Origin of the sequence: Streptomyces novaecaesareae (genome assembly GCF_000716875.1) — a bacterium.
GTDB lineage: Bacteria > Actinomycetota > Actinomycetes > Streptomycetales > Streptomycetaceae > Kitasatospora > Kitasatospora novaecaesareae.
The window spans coordinates 1-17,014 of the sequence record NZ_JNWQ01000045.1 but is presented as its reverse complement, the minus strand read 5'-3'; the positions used below and the strand labels follow the sequence as shown (position 1 = coordinate 17,014).

Below are 17,014 nucleotides of genomic sequence, written 5' to 3'. Positions count from 1 at the left end.
ACAGGGAGCACACATGGCCATGTCCGAGGACGCCGCCGCGGCGGCCGAGACCGAGCAGACGCCGACCGGGCCGAGAAGAGGCCGGGTACGGCTGAAGCGCACCGCCCTGATGGCCGTACCCGCCATCGCGGCCGGGGGCGTCCTGATGGCGCTGACCGCCCAGGGCGTGCTCGCCGCGCAGTTCTCCATCTCCGGCATGCCGTTCACCATCACCGCCGACGAACTGAAGGGCGACGGCTTCGCACAGTTCGGCGCCCTGGACTCGATGATCCCGGACAGCCCCAACGCGGGCTCCACCGGCGGCCAGGTGCTGGTCGCGGTGTCGGCGATCAGAAGCGCCCAGATCACCAACCTGTGCCAGAGCGTCGACCTCGGCGGCGTCAACCTGGTGATCCACGCGGGCGACGGCGGCACCCCCGTCACCGCCAGCAACCTCACCACCGACTCCGATCTGCTGTCCGGCGACGCGGAGTTCACCAACATCGAGATCGGCGGCGACGCCAGCACCTACACCAAGGCCGGACCGATCGGCAAGGGCAACCCCGGCGTCTTCGGGCAGCAGGCCGACACCGTCAAGATGACGCACGTGAACCAGCACAACTACGCGAGCACCGCCGTCGGGTTCAAACTGCCCAACCTGCGGCTGAGCTTCAGCTCCACGGGCTGCTGAGCATGGCGGCGTCCGTACCGGAGCCGGACGGAGCCGGCGAGAGCGCCGCGGCCCGCGCCGAGGGGGCGGCGGCCGAGGGGACGGCCGCCGCACCCGGAGCCGTCGCCCCGGCCCCCGCCGCGCCCGCCACCGGGCCGACCGGTGGGCCCGCCGCCCGCCCGGCCAAGCGCGACTGGCGGGGCAGGCGACCGTTCTGGGGCGGGCTGCTGGTGGTGCTCGGCGGCGCCGAGATCCTGTTCACGCTGAAGGCCCCGCTGCCCGTCATCCTGCACATCGGGATGGAGGGGCTGGCCGGGTACCTGGTACCGGCGGTGATGGTGCTGTGCGGCCTGCTGATCCTGTTCAATCCGGCGCAGCGGCTGTTCTACTCCATCCTCGCCGTCCTGGCCTCGCTGGGCAGCTGGGTCACCTCCAACCTGGGCGGCTTCCTGATCGGGATGCTGCTCGGGGTGGTGGGCTCCTGCCTCACCTTCGGGTGGCTGCCCGACCAGCCGCTGCGCCGGGGCCGGCAGCGGCGGCTGGACCGCCGCGAGGAGCGGCGGACGGCCGGGGCCGCCGGGGCCTGACGGGCGCCGACGGCACCGCCCCGCGTTCCGGTGAAGGGAGAGCACCGGGACGCGGGGCGGGCCGCCTCCTTGCGGAGGATCGCCTGACGGTCGGAGGACCTGACCGCCGGGGCGTTGCGATCAGATGGTCGAGGCGTCGATCACGAAGCGGAACCGGACGTCGCCGTCCAGCACCCGCTGGTACGCCTCGTTGATCTGCTCGGCCCGGATCAGCTCGATCTCGGCGGTGATGCCGTGCTCACCGCAGAAGTCCAGCATCTCCTGGGTCGCCGGCAGCCCGCCGATCATCGACCCGGCCAGCGAGCGGCGCCCGGTGAGCAGCGCGTGCGCGTTGACCGAGACCGGCTTCTCCGGCGCGCCGACCTGCACCATCGTGCCGTCGACGCGCAGCAGGCCCAGGTAGGCGCTGAGGTCGAGGTCGGCGGAGACGGTGTTGACGATCAGGTCGAAGCTGCCCGCGAGCTCGGTGAAGGTCGCCGGGTCCGCGGTGGCGCGGTAGTGGTCGGCGCCGAGCTTCAGACCGTCCTCGCGCTTGCGCAGCGACTGGCTGAGCACGGTGACCTCCGCGCCCATCGCGTGGGCGAGCTTCACGCCCATGTGGCCGAGGCCGCCCAGGCCCACGATCGCGACCTTCTTGCCCGGGCCCGCGCCCCAGTGGGCGAGCGGCGAGTAGAGCGTGATGCCCGCGCACAGCAGCGGCGCGGCGGCGTCCAGCGGCAGGTTGTCGGGGATGCGCAGCGCGTACGCCTCGTCCACCACCAGCTCCGCCGAGTAGCCGCCGTGCGTCGGCAGGCCGTCCTTGCCCGTGCTGTTGTAGGTGAAGACGACGCCGCCCTCGCCGGTGCAGTACTGCTGGAGGCCGGCGCGGCAGTTGTCGCACTCGCGGCAGGAGTCGACGAAGCAGCCGACGCCGACGCGGTCGCCGACCTTCCAGCGGGTGACGCCGGAGCCGACCTCGGCGACCACGCCCGCGATCTCGTGGCCCGGGACCATCGGGAAGATGCCGGTGCCCCAGTCCTCGCCGACCTGGTGGATGTCGGAGTGGCAGATGCCGGAGTACTTGATGTCGATCACGATGTCCTGCGCGCCCACGGCCCGGCGGGTGACGGTGGTCTTCGCCAGCGGGGCGTCGGGCTGCTGCGCCGCGTAGGCGGCGACGGTGCGGGTGGTGCCGGCGGCGGTGGTGCTCGTCGTGGTGGTGCTCGTCGTGGTGGTGCTGTTCGTCGTCTCGTTCGTCATGTCCCCAAGCGTGCGCCGGGTCGATGGGGGCAACCAGACCAGAGATCATCGTACGAGCGGCGGACCTAGGCAGGCCGGACGTACGACCCCGCAACGTACGCACGGCAGTATCAGCCTCGCCCGTCCCCGGCCGGCGGATCGCCCGCATACTGCAGACATGGACCAGCGCACCGAACTCAGCGAGTTCCTCCGATCCCGCCGCGCCCGGCTGCGACCGGAGGACGTGGGACTTCCGGACACCACCACCCGGCGCCGGGTGCCCGGGCTGCGCCGCGAGGAGCTGGCCCAGCTCGCCGGAGTCAGCACCGCGTACTACACCCGGCTCGAACAGGGCCACGGCGAGAACGTCTCCACCGCCGTACTGGACGCCATCGCCCGGGTGCTGCGGCTCACCCCCGCCGAGCGCGACCACCTCGGCCGGCTCACCAAGCCCGCCCGCCGCCGCCCCGGCCGGGCCGCCGCCCGGGTCCAGCGGGTCCGCCCCGAGCTGCAGCAACTGCTCGACGCGATGGAGGGCGTGCCCGCGTACGTCCTCGGCCGGCGCCTCGACATCATCGCCTGGAACCGTCTGGGCACCGCCCTGCTCGGGGACTTCGCCGCGATGCCGCCCGAGCAGCGCAACATGGCCTGGCACCTCTTCCTCGACCCGGGTGCCCGCGAGCTGTACCTGGACTGGGAGGGCAAGGCCTCCGACGTCGTCGGCATGCTGCGCCTGGACGCCGGACGCGACCCGGACGACCCTCGGCTCGCCTCGCTGATCGGCGAACTCTCCGTCAAGAGCGAGGAGTTCCGCCGCCTCTGGGCCGCCCACGGCATCCAGGACAAGGGCCACGGCACCAAGCGGCTGCACCATGCGGTGGTCGGCCGGCTCAGCCTGCAGTACGAGACGCTGCGCCCGGCCGACGCCGACCAGGTGCTCGTCACCTACCACGCCGAACCGGGCTCGACCTCCGCCGAGTCGCTGCGTCTGCTGGCCAGTTGGGCGGCCACCGAGTTCCAGGCCCGGGCCGCCGAGGAGACGGCCGGGTCCGCCGCCGAACAGGCCCGGTAGCGGCACCCGGGTCGCGCGCGGAGGCGCAAGGGGCCGATGGTCCCGGGTCCGCCCGGGGCGATCGGCCCTTCTCGTGCTCGGCGGCCCCGCAGTTGACTGGGCAGGACATGGACAACAGCAGCAGCACACACCCTGCCGACGGCACCGCCACCGCAGCCACCACCGCCGAGTACGACCGGCTGATCGCCCGCCACCACGCGATGCGCCTACGGCGCCGACTCCTCGCCCCGTCCGCCCACCGCCCCACCGGGCGCCGGGTGCACCTGTTCGTCGGCGCCCGCGACCGCGCCGACCTCTACGACTGGCAGGACCTCGCCGAACTCGTCCTGCACAAACCGTGGTTGAGCCTCACCCCGGTGACGGCCGGCCGCCTCGCCGACGCCGTCGCGGCGGCCGGCGACTGGCGCGACCACCTGGCCTGCGTCAGCGGCCCGGTCGGCATGGTGTCCTCCGTCCGAAGCCGACTCGTGGCGACCGGAGTCCCGTTGGGGCAGGTCCGGTACGACCACGCATGGCAACGCTGACGGGCCGGTCGCTGCGTGATCAGCGGAAGCAGTACGAGTCCGAGGAGGCGTCGCCGCCCGCGAGACGGGTCTGGTGGACGCGCAGGCCCCGGAAGTCGGCGCCGTGCGGGAAGAAGCGCTCGTCGATGCTCAGCCCGCCGGCCACCGGGTCGGCGTCCAGCTTGACCAGCCACGGCTCGATCCCGCCCGGGTAGAACTGGTCGTCCCAGGCGCCGTAGAGGGAGTTGGTGAGGTACAGCCGCCGGCCGTCCCGGCTGATCTCCACCATCTGCGGCGCCCCGCTCAACGGCCGCCCCGGCTCGGCCGGGTGCGGGGTGCGGGCGGTCACCCCGCCGAGGCGTACGGAGGAGGCGAGCCGGGGGTGGAACGGGTCCGACACGTCGAACTGGAACAACTCGCCGGTGCCCCAGGCGGACACGTACAGCCAGCGGTCGTCCACCGACAGGTTGATGTCCGTGACCAGCGGCGGCACCGCGCCGAACGGCTGCAGGGCGGGCGGCAGGTCCTCCGCCTTGGCCGGCTCGGCCGGGATGTCGATCACCTTGCGCGCGGTGAACGCCGCCCCGTCCCGGTACCAGAGCCAGATCGAGGACGAGAGGTCCTCCACGTTCGCGACCACCCCGGCGAACCCCCACTCCGCCTGCGGATCGTGCGCCGGGCGCAGCTCCAGCACCATCTGGTACTGGTCGCCGAGGTCGATCCGCTGGAGGTGCCGACCGGAGTCCAGCTCCCAGAAGTGCAGCGCGTGCCCGTACTTGCGGCCCAGCAGCAGCTCCGGCACCACCCCGTTCTCGACCATCCACGGGGTGCCCCACTCGCTGGTCACCGCCACATTGGTGCCCAGGTGCCACCAGACGTCGTAGGCGAAGTGCTGCGGCCCCCGCTCGGTCTCCCAGGCGCGCAGCACGTCGAAGGTGGTGTGGTCGAGGACCGCCACCCCGCCCGGCCCGTCGGAGCCCTCGCCGGAACCGAGGCAGGAGAGGAAGACGCCGCCCGGGCCGCAGTGCAGGGTGTGCGGGCGCGAGTAGCCGGCCTTGGCGGCCAGCTCCTCCGCCTCGACGGTCCTGACCAGGCGGGGCCGCACCGGATCCGGCCGGGTGTCCATCACGTGCAGCCGGGACGACCGCAGTCCGGGGAGGAGGAGGTAGCGCCGCTCCGGGTTCTCGTGGCAGGCGTGCGCCAGCGCGCTGGAGCAGGCGTTCCATCCGAAGTGGTGCAACTCGTCGCCAAGGGTGGGAAGTTCGGCGAAGTTGAGGACCTTCCCGTAGCTCGCCGACGCCGGATCCGTGTCGACGGTGAGCAACGCGTCCGGCTGCTGCCCCGCCCGGTCGAACCCCGCGACGTACGCCAGCCTCTCCGGCGGCGCGGCGATCGCCTCCGAGGCCGACCGGTAGAGCGACGGATCGCTGTGCTCGTGCTGCATGCAGACTCCCCAACTCGCCTTGTCCGTCCGGGAAGCGTTCCACACGAGCACCGGCGCACAGCAGGCGCACGAGGAGTGGTGGAGAGGCGCAGAGAGCACCGACGGCCCCCTCCGACAGCCCCGACGGCTGTACCCCGACCAGTTCTTCATGCCGGGTTCGACCGTCAAGCTGATCACCATCTCCGGTGCCTGGCACGCCCTCGGCCCGGACCACCGCTTCACCACGCCGGTGAACGCGGTCGGCGTCCGCAACGGGTCGACCCTCACCGGGAACCTGGCGCTCGTCGCCCAGGGCGACCTCACCATGGGCGGCCGGACCAAGCCGGACGGGTCGGTCGACTTCACCCCCATCGACCACACCTACGCCGACGACGTCCCGGGCGCCACCCTCACGCCGGAGGACCCGCTCGCCGGCCTGGACGAGATCGCCCACCAGGTCCGCGACTCGGGCATCACCACGGTCGACGGCGACGTCGTCATCGACGCGCGGCTGTTCACGCCCCCGGAGCTCAACCCCCAGCCGACACCCCTCATCATCAACGACAACGTGATCGACCTGCCGACCGGGCCCAACCCGGACGGCAAGCTGCCCGCCTCGTACACCGGCGACCCCAGGGTGGCCGCCTTCGTCTCACCGCCGTACCGCGAGTACGCCAAGCTGATCCTGAACGTCAGCCACAACCTCGGCGCCAACCTGGCCCTGTGCAACATGGCCGTGAACCGCGGCAGCAGCAACTGCTTCGACGGCTTCCCGGTCGTCCACGACTTCCTCAGCCAGACGGCGAAGGTCGACCCGACCCAGTTCCAGCTGGCGGACGGCCGCGGTGACGTCCCGGTCGACCGCGTCACGCCCACCGGGCTCAACCAGCTGCTCGCGTACTGGCTGCGCACCCCCGACGCGGACGCGTTCCGCACCTCACTGCCGATCCTCGGGGTGTCCGGCACGGGCGCGCTCTTCTGCACCACCGACTGCCCGGCCAAGGGCAAGGTCTTCGCCAAGCCCGGCACCATCATCGGCTTCGACCAGCTCAACCAGCAGTTCGCCATCAACGCGCAGACGTTCGCGGGCTACCTGGAGGCGGACGACGGCCACCTCTACACCTTCTTCGTCGGCGTCAACGGCGCGGCGGTACCGAACATCCAGGGCTTCTTCGACGTCAACGACGACGTCGACGAGATCGCCGTGATCCTCCAGCAGGAGGCGTGCCGGGAGGACGCCGCCCACCGGTCGGACCACAAGCCCGTCCTGTGACGGAAGGACCGACGAGGCTCCCGGGCGGGTCGAGCGGGCTATCCCACGTCCCGGCCAGCCGGCCGGGGGCCTCGTCGGTCATCGGCGTCGCGAGAGCATTGCGAGCATCACATCCCGCCAGCTCATCGATGCCGTGGACGGGGGCGGACGAGCCAGTACAGTCAGGCCCATGGAGTTTCGGGAAGACATCCTGGGTGCGCCCTACGAGGCGGCGGAGCTGGAGTTGCGGCCTGATGCCGAAGGGGCCGTGTGCGCGACGCTCGTGCGGCGGCTGGTACCGGGGGCGGAGCGGGCCGTCCTGTACATCCACGGGTACAACGACTACTTCTTCCAGACCAACCTGGCCGACCACTTCGCCGCGCTCGGGTTCTCCTTCTACGCGCTCGACCTGCGCAAGTACGGGCGGTCGCTGCGGCCGCACCAGTCGCCGAACTTCGTCCGGGACCTCGCGGAGTACGACGAGGAGATCGACGAGGCGGTGCGGATCATCCGCGAGGTGGACGGGCACCGGCAGCTGCTGCTGAACGGGCACTCCACCGGCGGGCTGGTCGGGGCGCTGTGGGCGGGGCGCCGGGCCGGGCGCGGGGTCGTGGACGGGCTGTTCCTGAACAGCCCGTTCCTGTCGATGCCGGCCGCGCCCGCGGTCCGGACGGCGGGCGGGCCGGTGGTGACGGCGATCGCGCGGCTGGCGCCGACCCGCGTCCTGCCGTCGACGCTGAACCCGCACTACACGCACAGCCTGCACAAGGACCACAAGGGCGAGTGGGACTTCGACCTCACCCTGAAGCCCGCCGAGGGCTTCCCGCTGTTCGCGGGCTGGCTGTCGGCGATCCACCAGGGGCACCGCCGGCTGCGGCACGGGCTGGGGATCGACGTGCCGGTGCTGCTGATGGCCTCCACGAAGTCCATCGCCACCACCAAGTGGCACAACGCCCTGCACCACGCCGACGCCGTGCTGCGCGCCGACGACATCGCGGCCCAGGGCCCGAGGCTGGGCCGGCACGTGACGATCGTCCGGATCGAGGGCGGCATGCACGACCTCGTGCTCTCCGGCGAGAAGGCTCGCACCCAGGTCTTCGCCGAGCTGGACCAGTGGCTCGCGGCGTACCTGGACGTGCGGCCCGTCGGGGAGAGCGCGTGACGGACGAGCCGGTGCCGGTCGGCCGGCGGACGGACCTCGGCTTCGCCAAGCTGATGCCGGACATCGACCGGGACGGCGCTTGGCTGCTCACCCTGGACGGCACCCCGCAGTCGTACGTCGACCTCGCCGATCCGACGCACCTGGAGTTCGAGTACACCCGGCGCCTCGGCCACCTCGCCGACGCGCTGGCCCCGGCCGGGCAGCCGCTGGACGTGCTGCACCTGGGCGGCGGCGCGCTGACCCTGCCCCGCTACCTGGCCGCGACCCGGCCCGGTTCGCGGCAGCGGGTGGTGGAGGTGGACGGGCCGCTGCTGGAGCTGGTCGCCGAGCACCTGCCCTGGCCGGGCCCGGATCCGGACGGCGCGGGGATCGCCGCGACGGTCGGCGACGCCCGGGTGGCCCTGTCCGAACTCCCTTCGGGATCGCGGGACTTGGTCATCGCGGACGTCTTCCACGGGTCCCGGACTCCGGCGCACCTGACCTCGGTGGAGTTCGTCCGCCTGGCGGCGGCCGCGCTGCGCGAGGGCGGCTGCTACGCGGCCAACCTGGCGGACGGCCCGCCGCTGGCCTTCGCCAGGGCGCAGGCGGCGACGGTGCGCGCGGTGTTCCCGTACGTCTGCCTGGTCGCGGAGGCGTCCGTGCTGCGCGGGCGCCGGTACGGCAACGTGCTGCTGGCCGGTTCCACGGCGCCGCTGCCGGCGGCGGAGCTGGCCCGGCTCTTCGCGGGCGACATCTTCCCGGCCCGGCTGGTGGAGGGGGAGGACCTGGCCGCGCTGGTCGGCCGCGCCGCCCCGGTCACGGACGCGGACGCCACCGACTCCCCGCCCCCGCCGGACGGCGCCTTCAGCGTCGGCTGAGCGGAGTCGAGCCGATCCCGGCAAGGGCCGCGCGTGAGAAGTCGGCGTGGCCGACTTCTCACGTCGAACCGCCGGCCCGCCCGGGCCGGACAGACCCTGGCCCGCCCGCGCCGGCCCGGCGCGTCGGCGGATCGGGCGGCCCGGACGGGGTGTCAGAATCGGCGGGTTCATGCCCGAGCGTGGAGCACGTCGAAGGAGCGAGCGATGACTGGCGGCGCGGAGCGGCCCGAGCTGGGAGCGGTGCCCGAGACGGCGCTGTGGACGCTGTGGCACCGGGCGGTGGAGGCACGGCGGCCGGACACCGTGCTGGCGGACCCGAAGGCGGTCGAGCTGGTGGACCGGATCGACTTCCCGTTCGAGGCGCGGTTCGGCAGCAACGCGACGGTCAGCCAGCTGCAGGCGCTGCGGGCGGCCTGCTTCGACCGCGAGGTGGCCGACTTCCTGGACCGGTGCCCGCGCGGCACCGTGGTCGGGCTCGGGGACGGGCTGGAGACACAGGCCTGGCGGGTCGACAACGGGCGGGCGGACTGGCTGTCGGTGGACCTGCCGGAGACGGCCGCGCTGCGGGAGCGGCTGCTGCCGCCGGACGAGCGGCACCGGATCCTCGCCCACTCGGCCACCGACCCGGGCTGGATGGACGCGGTGGACCCGACCAACGGGGTGCTGATCAGCGCCGACGGCCTGCTGATGTACCTGCGGCCGGAGGAGGTCCGCGCCCTGATCGCGGCCTGTGCCGAGCGCTTCCCCGGCGGGTCGCTGGTGTTCGACGCGGTGCCGCGCTGGTTCAGCCGCAGGGCCGCCGAGGGCAAGCTGAAGGACCGGAACTACCAGGCGCCGCCGATGCCGTTCGGCATGGACGCGGACGAGCACGGCAAACTGGCCACCGCCCACCCGGCGGTCACCGACGTGCGCGAGGTGTACCCGGAGGGCGGACGCGGAGCGGTGCGCGCCCTGCTGCCGCTCGCGCGCCGGGTGAAGCGGCGGCCGTCCGTGGTGGCCCTGCGGTTCGCCGAGCACTGAGCACTGAGCACTGAGCGCTGGGCACTGAGTGCTGAGCGCTGGGCACTGGGCGCCGAACGCTGAGTGACTTTGCCGAATCTTGAGGAAATGCTGGTCAAGCTGGAACCATGGCCCGGGGGGCGTACGTCGTAACCACGGGTGATCGGCCGGGGGGACAGGCCGCCCGGCACGTTAGGCTGCCCTGAGGGGGCGCGGCCTGACTGCCGCCATCGGATGACAAATGACGGGACGGGCCCGCGGCTCCACGGGGAGCCGGGCCCGTCCCGCTCCTGCCACGGAGGTACTGGCCTTGCACATCGACGCCTGGATCGAGGGCATTCCGCCGACCGCGGTGTACGCCGTCGTCGGTCTGATCATCGGCATCGAGTCCCTGGGCATCCCGCTGCCCGGCGAGATCGCCCTGGTCACGGCGTCGCTCATGGCCGTCAAGGGCGTGGTGAGCCCGTGGGGCGTCGCGGCCTGCGCGATCGCCGGCGCGATCATCGGCGACTCGATCGGCTACTCGATCGGGCGCAAGGGGGGAAAGCCGCTCTTCGAGAAGCTGGGACGCAAGTTCCCCAAGCACTTCGGGCCCTCCCACCTGGCCACCGCGGAGCGCTCCTTCCAGAAGTGGGGCATGTGGGCCGTCTTCTTCGGCCGGTTCATCGCCCTGCTGCGCATCTTCGCCGGTCCGCTGGCGGGCGCGCTGAAGATGCCGTACTGGAAGTTCCTCATCGCCAACGTGCTGGGCGGCGTGGTCTGGGCCGGTGGTACGACGCTGCTGGTCTACAAGGTGGGCAAGAGCATCGAGCCGTGGCTGGCCCGCTTCTCCTGGGCCGGCCTGGCCGCGGCCGTGGTGATCGGCGCCCTCTCGGCCTGGATCATGAAGCGCCGGGCCGCGAAGACCCACGCTCGGATCGAGGCGGAGGAGGCAGCGGCGGCCGCCGCTGCGGCGGCCAAGGCCCCGGTCGCGGAGTGACAGGAAACGGTTGACGGTCGCCCGACGGCCGTCCCGGAGCCATCGGGCCCTCGGAGTAGCATCGGCGGAGCACCTGCCGATCTTGCACTCTGGAGGGCCCGATGTCGTCACAGTCGACGTGGGATGCCGTGGACGCCTACTTCTCCGAGCAGCTGGTCGGGCACGACCAGGTGCTGGAGGACGCGGCGGCCGCTGCCGACGCGGCCGGGCTGCCGCAGATCGCGGTGGCCCCCAACCAGGGCAAGTTGCTGCACCTGCTGGCGCTGACCCAGGGCGCCCGGCGCATCCTGGAGGTCGGCACGCTCGGCGGCTACAGCGCGATCTGGCTGGCCCGGGCACTGCCCGCCGACGGCACCCTGATCACCCTGGAGATCGACCCCCGGCACGCCGAGGTCGCCCGCGGCAACCTGGCCGCCGCCGGGCTGGATCGGGTCGCCGAGGTGCGGGTCGGCCGGGCCGCCGATTCGCTGGCGGAGCTGGTGGAGCAGGGCGTCGAGCCCTTCGACCTGGTCTTCATCGACGCGGACAAGCCGAGCAACCCCGAGTACTTCCGCCGGGCGCTCCAGCTGACCCGGCCGGGCTCGCTGATCATCGTCGACAACGTGGTGCGCGGCGGCACCGTCGCCGACGCGGACAGCGCCGACCCGGCGGTGGTCGGCACCCGGGCCCTGCACGAGCTGATCGCGGCCGAGCCGAGGGTCTCCGCGACCTCGGTGCAGACGGTCGGCAGCAAGGGCTACGACGGGTTCACGCTCGCCCGCGTCCAGGGCTGAGCCCGCGTCCAGGGCTGAGCCCGCGAACAGGGCTGAATCACGGAACAAGAGGAACGGAGACATCGTGCGGATCGGACTGCTGGGCACCGGCCCCTGGGCGGAGCGGGTGCACGCGCCCGTACTGGCCGAACACCCCGGGCTGGAGTTCGCCGGCGTCTGGGGTCGGCGCCCGGAGGCCGCCGAGGCGCTGGGCGCGGCGCACGGCGTGCCCGGGTACGCGGACCTCGACCGGCTGCTGGCCGACGTGGACGCGGTCTCCATCGCGCTGCCCCCGACCGTGCAGGCGGGCCTCGCGGTGCGGGCCGCCGAGGCCGGCTGCCACCTGCTGCTGGACAAGCCGGTCGCGCTGACCGTGCCGGACGCCAGGGCCGTGGCCGAGGCGGTGCGCAAGCACGGGGTCGCCTCGGTGGTGTTCTTCACGGTGCGCTTCGGCGGCCCGCAGATCCCGTGGATCGAGGAGCAGGCGGCGCTGGGCGGCTGGTACACCGGCCGCTCCGACTGGCTGGGCTCGGTGTTCGCGCCGGGCAGCTCCAGCCCGTACGCGGCCTCGCCGTGGCGCCAGGAGAAGGGTTCGCTGTGGGACGTCGGCCCGCACGCGCTGTCCGTGCTGCTGCCGGTGCTGGGCGACGTGACGCAGGTGACGGCGGTGGCCGGCCCGCTGGACGCCGTGCACCTGGTGCTGCGGCACGCCGGCGGCGCGTCGAGCACGCTGGCGCTCAGCCTGACCGCGCCGGTCGCGGCGGGCGGGACGGGCATGGAGCTGCGCGGCGAGCACGGCGTGGTGCACCTGCCGGAGCGCGGCGAGGGCCCGCTCGCCGCCCTGCACCGGGCGCTGGACGCCCTGTGGTCCGCCGCAGCCTCCGGGGAGCCGCATCCGTGCGGGGCGGACTTCGGCCTGCGGGTGGTGGAGATCCTCGCCGCGGCCGAACGCTCGCTGGCCGTCGGCGGACCGGTGGAGGTCTGAAAGCCGTCCGAGGGGAGACGTGACGCCGGGCGGGGCACCGACGTGCCCCGCCCGGCGTCGTGCGTCAGCCAGTCCGGTCAGACCGGCGGCAGGGGCGGCTGGGACGGCCCCGGGCGGCGGTCGGTCGGGCGGGCCGGGGGGATGACGGCCGCGCGGAAGTCGCGCGGGCCGGTCCAGAGGGCGGGGACGGCGTCGCTGCGGCGGGCCAGTTCGTACGCCACGGCCTCGTAGTTGACGCGCCAGCCGTGGAAGTGCGGCCAGGCGTCCTCGACCGGGCGTTCGCGGGGGAAGCCGGCCGCGCTGATCATCGCGACGGCGCCCAGGTACTCGGCGTAGCTCAGCCGGATCGGCACGCTCGGGTCCGGGTCCGGGTCGAAGTCGATCCGCAGTGACGTGGCGATGTCGCGCATCGCGGTGAACCCGGCGCGGAGCACCAGGCGGGCCTCGGGCGGGGCCGAGCGCGGGCACAGGGCGAGGTGCAGGGCCGCGGCGTCCATCACGGCGATCAGGCCGACCACCCAGCTGCGGTTCGGCTGCGGGGAGCGGAAGGAGAGCAGCACCGGGTAGTTGGAGTGGCTCTCGCCGATGTCGGCGGCCAGCCGCTCCCAGTCCCGGTAGAGCTGGGGGAGCGCGGTCTCGGTGTCGACCAGGGACTGGCGGGCCAGCAGCTCGGGGCCCCACGCGGGCTCGCCGGCCCGGGACTGGAGCAGCGTCACCTCGGTCTCGCGCCGCTGGTAGGCGGCGTAGAGGGTCGGCAGGTAGGAGATCTGCAGGGCGATCACCAGGGGGCCGCTGGCCGCGGCCATGAAGTCGATCGCGGACAGCTGCAGCCGTTCACCGCTGGCGAAGCCGAGGGTGAAGAGGCTGGAGCCGGCCTCGCGGATGGCGATCGTCCAGCTGAACTCCGAGGTGCCGTGCAGCAGCAGGGTGTAGGCGAGCAGCATCCCGCTGAGCCAGACCGTGAGCATGCCCAGCAGGACCAGCGGCGCCAGCCAGGTCAGCGCCCGGTCCTGCGCGCGGTAGCCGCCGATCGGCGCGGCGGAGAGCCGCAGCACCGCCCGCAGCACCGCCCACAGCCGGTTCACCAGGGATGAGTAGAGCCCCCGCGGGACGACCAGCGTGCGCAGGATGCTGCCGACGACCAGCAGGAGCAGCAGCGCGCCGAGCACGGTGTGGATCAACCTCATGGCGCCCATTCTGACGGTCGATCGGCGCGGTCGCGGCGTCGGGCGCCGGTGCCGGCCGGGGGAGACGGCTGCGCAGTCGCGCGGTATGACCATGATCACAACCGTTCCTGACCTCCCTGGAAGGGCCCCGACGCATCTATCTGTACGGAGGGGGCTGTCCCACGAGCGGATCGGAGACCGGACTGTGCGCACACGCGGCGATTGCGAGGGCGAGGGCGGCGGCGAGGGCGAGGAGCCGGAGGAGACCGGGCGTCGGCGGTGGCGCCCGTTCCGGTGGATCGACTATCCGCGCGCCGGGCGGCGAGGGGTGCGGCGCTGGCTGCCGTCCTGGCGGCAGCTGCTCCTGCTGTCGGGGATCGGGGTGGCGGCACTGACCGGCCTGGCGGCCTGGTTCTACACGATCACCAAGGTCCCGGAGGACCTGAACGCCTTCGCCACCCAGCAGAACAACGTCTACTTCTGGGCGGACGGCACCGAGATGGCGCGGATCGGCCCGACCAACCGGCAGGAGGTGCCGCTCGACCAGGTGCCGCAGTCGGTGCAGTGGGCGGTGCTGGCCGCCGAGAACGAGACCTTCTACTCGGACCCGGGGATATCCGTGAAGGGCATCGGCCGGGCGGTCTACACGATGCTCTCGGGCGGCGACACCCAGGGCGGCTCGACCATCACCCAGCAGTACGTCAAGAACACCTACCTGAACCAGCGCCAGGACATGTCCCGCAAGCTCAGCGAGATCGTCATCGCGGTCAAGCTGGACCACCGGATGAGCAAACAGGACATCCTGGCCGGCTATCTGAACACCAGTTGGTTCGGGCGCGGCAGCTACGGCATCGAACGCGCGGCGGCGGCCTACTACGGCAAGGACGTCTCACAGCTCGATCCGAGCGAAGGCGCCTTCCTGGCCGCCCTGTTGAAGGGAGCCGGGCAGTACGATCCGGCGCTCAGCCCGGAGAACCACCAGCGGGCCGAGGACCGGTGGGCCTGGATCCTGGACCGGATGGTGGACGTCGGAAAGCTCTCCGCCGCCGAGCGGGCCCGGTACACGGTGTTCCCCGAGCCCAGGCCGCAGCCGAAGTCGGCGGGGCTGAGCGGGCAGGTCGGCTACCTGGTGGACATGGCCAGGGCCTACGTGGAGAGCCACAGCGACATCACCTCGGCCCAGTTGGACCTCGGCGGCTACCAGATCCACACCACCTTCGAGAAGCCGAAGGTCGACGCCCTCGCCGCGGCCGTCCAGGAAGCCACCAAGGGGATCGATCCCGGCACTCGGGAGACCGACAAGGCGCTGAAGGTCGGCGCGGCCTCGGTGGCCCTGGACGGGCGGATCGTCGCGCTCTACGGCGGCCCCGACTACCTGAAACAGGGCTTCAACAACGCCAACACCTCGACAGTGCCCGTCGGTTCGGCCTTCACCCCGGTCGTGTACGCGGCCGGGCTCGGCCAGGGCGTACAGCGCGAGCGCGGCGGCAGCCGGACCCCGGTGACGCCCACCACCACGTACAACGGGGACAACGGCGTGAACGTGCTGACCCCCGAGGGGCCGTACTGGGGGCGGGACGGGAAGATCGTGAAGACCGCCAACGACGGCAAGCGGAACTGGGGCCCGGTCAGCCTGCGAAGCGCGGTGGAGCAGTCCGTCAACGGGCCGATGATGCAGCTCGGCATGGACGTCGGCCTCGACCGGGTGCAGAAGACCGCCGCCGACCTGGGCCTGCTCCCGAACAGCATGGGCGAACTGGTGCCGGCCTTCGGAGTCGGGAACTCCACCCCGAGCGCGATCAGGACCGCCGACGCGTACACCGCCTTCGCCGCGGGAGGCAGCCGTACCGACCCCTACTCGGTGCTCAGGATCAGCCGCAACGGCGCACCGCTCGCGCTGCGGCTGCCCGCCGCCGCGCAGGCGCTGACCCCGGCCGTCGCGGGAGAGGTGGACGCGGCGCTCAAGGGCGCGGTGCGCGACGGGAGCGCCCGGCCGGCGGCGGAGGCCGGGCCGGACGTGGCCGCGCTGCCCGGCACGACGGCGGACCGTACGGCGGGGTGGTCCGTCGGCTACGACGGGCGGATGGCCACGGCGGTCACCGTCTTCCGGGCGGACCTGAAGGACATGAAGCTGCTCTCGCTGGAAGGCCTGGGCGGGGCCGCCCCGGACACCCCGGACTCGGCGCTGCCGACCCGGATCTGGACCTCGTACATGAAGGCGGCGAGCGGAAGGTGAGTCGGGTGTGAGCGGGGGGATCGTGGGGCCCGTGGTGTTGTCACGGGCCCCACGGCCGGGCTCACCTGACCAGACGCGGCCAGTCGGCGGGCTGCCCGGGGTCCAGCTGGCGCAGCTTGTCGAGCACCTGGGGATCCTGGGCGTCCAGCCAGTCGGCGACCTGCCGGAAGGAGACGCAGCGGACCTCCTCGCGCGTGCAGACGTTCTTCATCACGTCCTCGATGGCCTGCATGTAGATGCCGCCGTTCCAGTCCTCGAAGTGGTTCCCGATGAAGAGCGGGGCCCGGCTGCCGTTGTAGACCCGTTCGAAGCCGGCGAGGTAGCCGTCCCGGGTCTCCTTCTCCCACGCGTCGTACTTCCTCTGGTCGCCCTTGGTGGTGTTCCCGGACTGGTTGGCGAGGAAGTTGAAGTCCATCGAGAGGACCTGGGCCGACTTGCCCGGGTAGGGCAGCAGTTGGAGCGGGAAGTTCCAGATGCCCTCCTTCTTGACCGGCCAGACCTGGAACTCGCCCGGCGAGCTGGCGTCGTAGCGGAAGCCCGCCGCCTTCTCGGCCGGGAGCAGGTTCTTCTGGCCCTCCAGGCAGGGGGCACGCCCGCCGACCAGCTCCTTGGTGTAGTCGAAGGGGAGCGGCGGGAGGTCCTTGAACCCGGTGTTGGTCCTCCAGTTGGTGACGAAGGAGACCGCCTGGTCGAGCTCGCTCTTCCACTCCTCGGCGCTCCAGTCCTTGCCGCCCTTGGACTCGCAGTAGTGCCCGTTGAAGTGGGTGCCGATCTCGTTGCCGTCCTGCCAGGCCAGGCGCAGCTGCTCCAGGGTGTCCTTGATGTGGGCGTCGGTGGCGAAGTCGATGGCGGCGGAGCCGGGGTCGTGCTGCGGGGGGTGGTAGAGGGTGCGCTTGGACTTGGGCAGGGTGTAGATGCCGCTCAGGAAGAACGTCATCTGGGCGTTGTTCTCCGCGCCCAGCTTGCGGAAGCGGGAGAACAGCCGGTCGTCACCCTCCAGCGCGCCGTCCCAGGAGAAGACGACGAACTGTGGCGGCTTCTCGCCGGGCTTCAGCTTCTCGGGCGTCGGCTGCTTGGGCTGCGGGCCGGTGTAGGAGGTGGAGCCGTCGCCGAGCACCTTGACCTGGCCGTCCCAGGTGGGGGTGGGGGTTGGGGCTGTCTCTTATACACATCT

General features: G+C 72.5%; 15 protein-coding genes and 1 pseudogene. 12 read left to right on the top strand and 4 right to left on the bottom strand.

The genetic code is table 11. The annotated features are described in order from the left end of the window. Positions 1 to 13 precede the first annotated feature (13 nt). Entirely contained in the window at positions 14 to 670 is a 657-nt protein-coding gene (locus OP86_RS18720) for a DUF6230 family protein (RefSeq protein WP_030059348.1), read from the top strand. A 203-nt stretch (positions 671 to 873) separates the two neighbouring features. After that, a complete protein-coding gene (locus tag OP86_RS18715) occupies positions 874 to 1,236 on the top strand; it encodes a DUF6114 domain-containing protein (RefSeq protein ID WP_051830256.1) in 363 nt (120 codons plus the stop codon). A gap of 120 nt (positions 1,237 to 1,356) precedes the next feature. Here OP86_RS18715 and OP86_RS18710 read toward each other — a convergent pair whose 3' ends face one another. Then, entirely contained in the window at positions 1,357 to 2,475 is a 1,119-nt protein-coding gene (locus tag OP86_RS18710) for an NAD(P)-dependent alcohol dehydrogenase (protein ID WP_078588646.1), read from the bottom strand. A gap of 157 nt (positions 2,476 to 2,632) precedes the next feature. Between OP86_RS18710 and OP86_RS18705 the strand changes: the two genes are divergently transcribed. Both OP86_RS18705 and OP86_RS18700 read left to right on the top strand, forming a co-directional pair. Next, the gene (locus OP86_RS18705; RefSeq protein WP_051830248.1) at positions 2,633 to 3,526 is read left to right on the top strand and encodes a helix-turn-helix domain-containing protein; all 894 of its coding nucleotides are present in this window, start codon (positions 2,633 to 2,635) and stop codon (positions 3,524 to 3,526) included. A 107-nt stretch (positions 3,527 to 3,633) separates the two neighbouring features. Continuing rightward, a complete protein-coding gene (locus tag OP86_RS18700) occupies positions 3,634 to 4,050 on the top strand; it encodes a ferredoxin reductase domain-containing protein (RefSeq protein ID WP_030257153.1) in 417 nt (138 codons plus the stop codon). 19 nt (positions 4,051 to 4,069) lie between these two features. Here OP86_RS18700 and OP86_RS18695 read toward each other — a convergent pair whose 3' ends face one another. Continuing rightward, positions 4,070 to 5,473 carry a selenium-binding protein SBP56-related protein gene (locus OP86_RS18695; protein WP_030059343.1) on the bottom strand — a complete coding sequence of 468 codons (1,404 nt, stop codon included), beginning with the start codon at positions 5,471 to 5,473 and terminating at the stop codon, positions 4,070 to 4,072. 148 nt (positions 5,474 to 5,621) lie between these two features. Between OP86_RS18695 and OP86_RS18690 the strand changes: the two genes are divergently transcribed. The 7 genes from OP86_RS18690 (at position 5,622) to OP86_RS18660 (ending at position 12,438) form a co-directional block, all read left to right on the top strand. Further along, positions 5,622 to 6,725 (top strand): D-alanyl-D-alanine carboxypeptidase, encoded by a 1,104-nt coding sequence (locus OP86_RS18690; protein ID WP_234434915.1) that lies wholly within the window; start codon positions 5,622 to 5,624, stop codon positions 6,723 to 6,725. 169 nt (positions 6,726 to 6,894) lie between these two features. Continuing rightward, the gene (locus tag OP86_RS18685; RefSeq protein ID WP_030059341.1) at positions 6,895 to 7,866 is read left to right on the top strand and encodes an alpha/beta hydrolase; all 972 of its coding nucleotides are present in this window, start codon (positions 6,895 to 6,897) and stop codon (positions 7,864 to 7,866) included. 53 nt (positions 7,867 to 7,919) lie between these two features. After that, on the top strand, positions 7,920 to 8,723 hold the full coding sequence (locus OP86_RS18680; protein WP_051830254.1) for a spermidine synthase: 804 nt from the start codon (positions 7,920 to 7,922) through the stop codon (positions 8,721 to 8,723). 204 nt (positions 8,724 to 8,927) lie between these two features. Beyond that, positions 8,928 to 9,743, top strand: coding sequence for a class I SAM-dependent methyltransferase (locus tag OP86_RS18675; RefSeq protein ID WP_030257163.1), 816 nt, complete (start codon positions 8,928 to 8,930; stop codon positions 9,741 to 9,743). 289 nt (positions 9,744 to 10,032) lie between these two features. Further along, positions 10,033 to 10,701, top strand: coding sequence for a DedA family protein (locus tag OP86_RS18670; RefSeq protein ID WP_030257166.1), 669 nt, complete (start codon positions 10,033 to 10,035; stop codon positions 10,699 to 10,701). A gap of 101 nt (positions 10,702 to 10,802) precedes the next feature. After that, on the top strand, positions 10,803 to 11,474 hold the full coding sequence (locus OP86_RS18665; protein ID WP_030257168.1) for an O-methyltransferase: 672 nt from the start codon (positions 10,803 to 10,805) through the stop codon (positions 11,472 to 11,474). Between the two features lie 64 nt (positions 11,475 to 11,538). After that, entirely contained in the window at positions 11,539 to 12,438 is a 900-nt protein-coding gene (locus OP86_RS18660) for a Gfo/Idh/MocA family protein (protein WP_030257170.1), read from the top strand. Positions 12,439 to 12,515: 77 nt separating this feature from the next. Here the strand turns inward: OP86_RS18660 and OP86_RS18655 are convergent, their stop codons facing one another. Then, the gene (locus OP86_RS18655) at positions 12,516 to 13,625 is read right to left on the bottom strand and encodes a hypothetical protein (protein WP_030257172.1); all 1,110 of its coding nucleotides are present in this window, start codon (positions 13,623 to 13,625) and stop codon (positions 12,516 to 12,518) included. Positions 13,626 to 13,809: 184 nt separating this feature from the next. Between OP86_RS18655 and OP86_RS18650 the strand changes: the two genes are divergently transcribed. After that, positions 13,810 to 15,840: a transglycosylase domain-containing protein gene (locus OP86_RS18650; RefSeq protein WP_234434916.1), complete on the top strand. Its 2,031-nt coding sequence runs from the start codon at positions 13,810 to 13,812 to the stop codon at positions 15,838 to 15,840. Positions 15,841 to 15,901: 61 nt separating this feature from the next. Here OP86_RS18650 and OP86_RS18645 read toward each other — a convergent pair. Beyond that, positions 15,902 to 16,978: pseudogene (locus OP86_RS18645) on the bottom strand (polysaccharide deacetylase family protein); the annotation flags it as partial. Between the last annotated feature and the right edge of the window lie 36 nt (positions 16,979 to 17,014).

What these genes read in the sequence shown, in the direction of transcription:
- OP86_RS18720 (WP_030059348.1), top strand. Translation starts at nt 14, where the DNA reads ATGGCCATGTCCGAGGACGCCGCCGCGGCGGCCGAGACCGAGCAGACG.
- OP86_RS18710 (WP_078588646.1), bottom strand. Translation starts at nt 2,475, where the DNA reads ATGACGAACGAGACGACGAACAGCACCACCACGACGAGCACCACCACG.
- OP86_RS18705 (WP_051830248.1), top strand. Translation starts at nt 2,633, where the DNA reads ATGGACCAGCGCACCGAACTCAGCGAGTTCCTCCGATCCCGCCGCGCC.
- OP86_RS18700 (WP_030257153.1), top strand. Translation starts at nt 3,634, where the DNA reads ATGGACAACAGCAGCAGCACACACCCTGCCGACGGCACCGCCACCGCA.
- OP86_RS18695 (WP_030059343.1), bottom strand. Translation starts at nt 5,473, where the DNA reads ATGCAGCACGAGCACAGCGATCCGTCGCTCTACCGGTCGGCCTCGGAG.
- OP86_RS18690 (WP_234434915.1), top strand. Translation starts at nt 5,622, where the DNA reads ATGCCGGGTTCGACCGTCAAGCTGATCACCATCTCCGGTGCCTGGCAC.
- OP86_RS18685 (WP_030059341.1), top strand. Translation starts at nt 6,895, where the DNA reads ATGGAGTTTCGGGAAGACATCCTGGGTGCGCCCTACGAGGCGGCGGAG.
- OP86_RS18680 (WP_051830254.1), top strand. Translation starts at nt 7,920, where the DNA reads ATGCCGGACATCGACCGGGACGGCGCTTGGCTGCTCACCCTGGACGGC.
- OP86_RS18675 (WP_030257163.1), top strand. Translation starts at nt 8,928, where the DNA reads ATGACTGGCGGCGCGGAGCGGCCCGAGCTGGGAGCGGTGCCCGAGACG.
- OP86_RS18665 (WP_030257168.1), top strand. Translation starts at nt 10,803, where the DNA reads ATGTCGTCACAGTCGACGTGGGATGCCGTGGACGCCTACTTCTCCGAG.
- OP86_RS18655 (WP_030257172.1), bottom strand. Translation starts at nt 13,625, where the DNA reads ATGAGGTTGATCCACACCGTGCTCGGCGCGCTGCTGCTCCTGCTGGTC.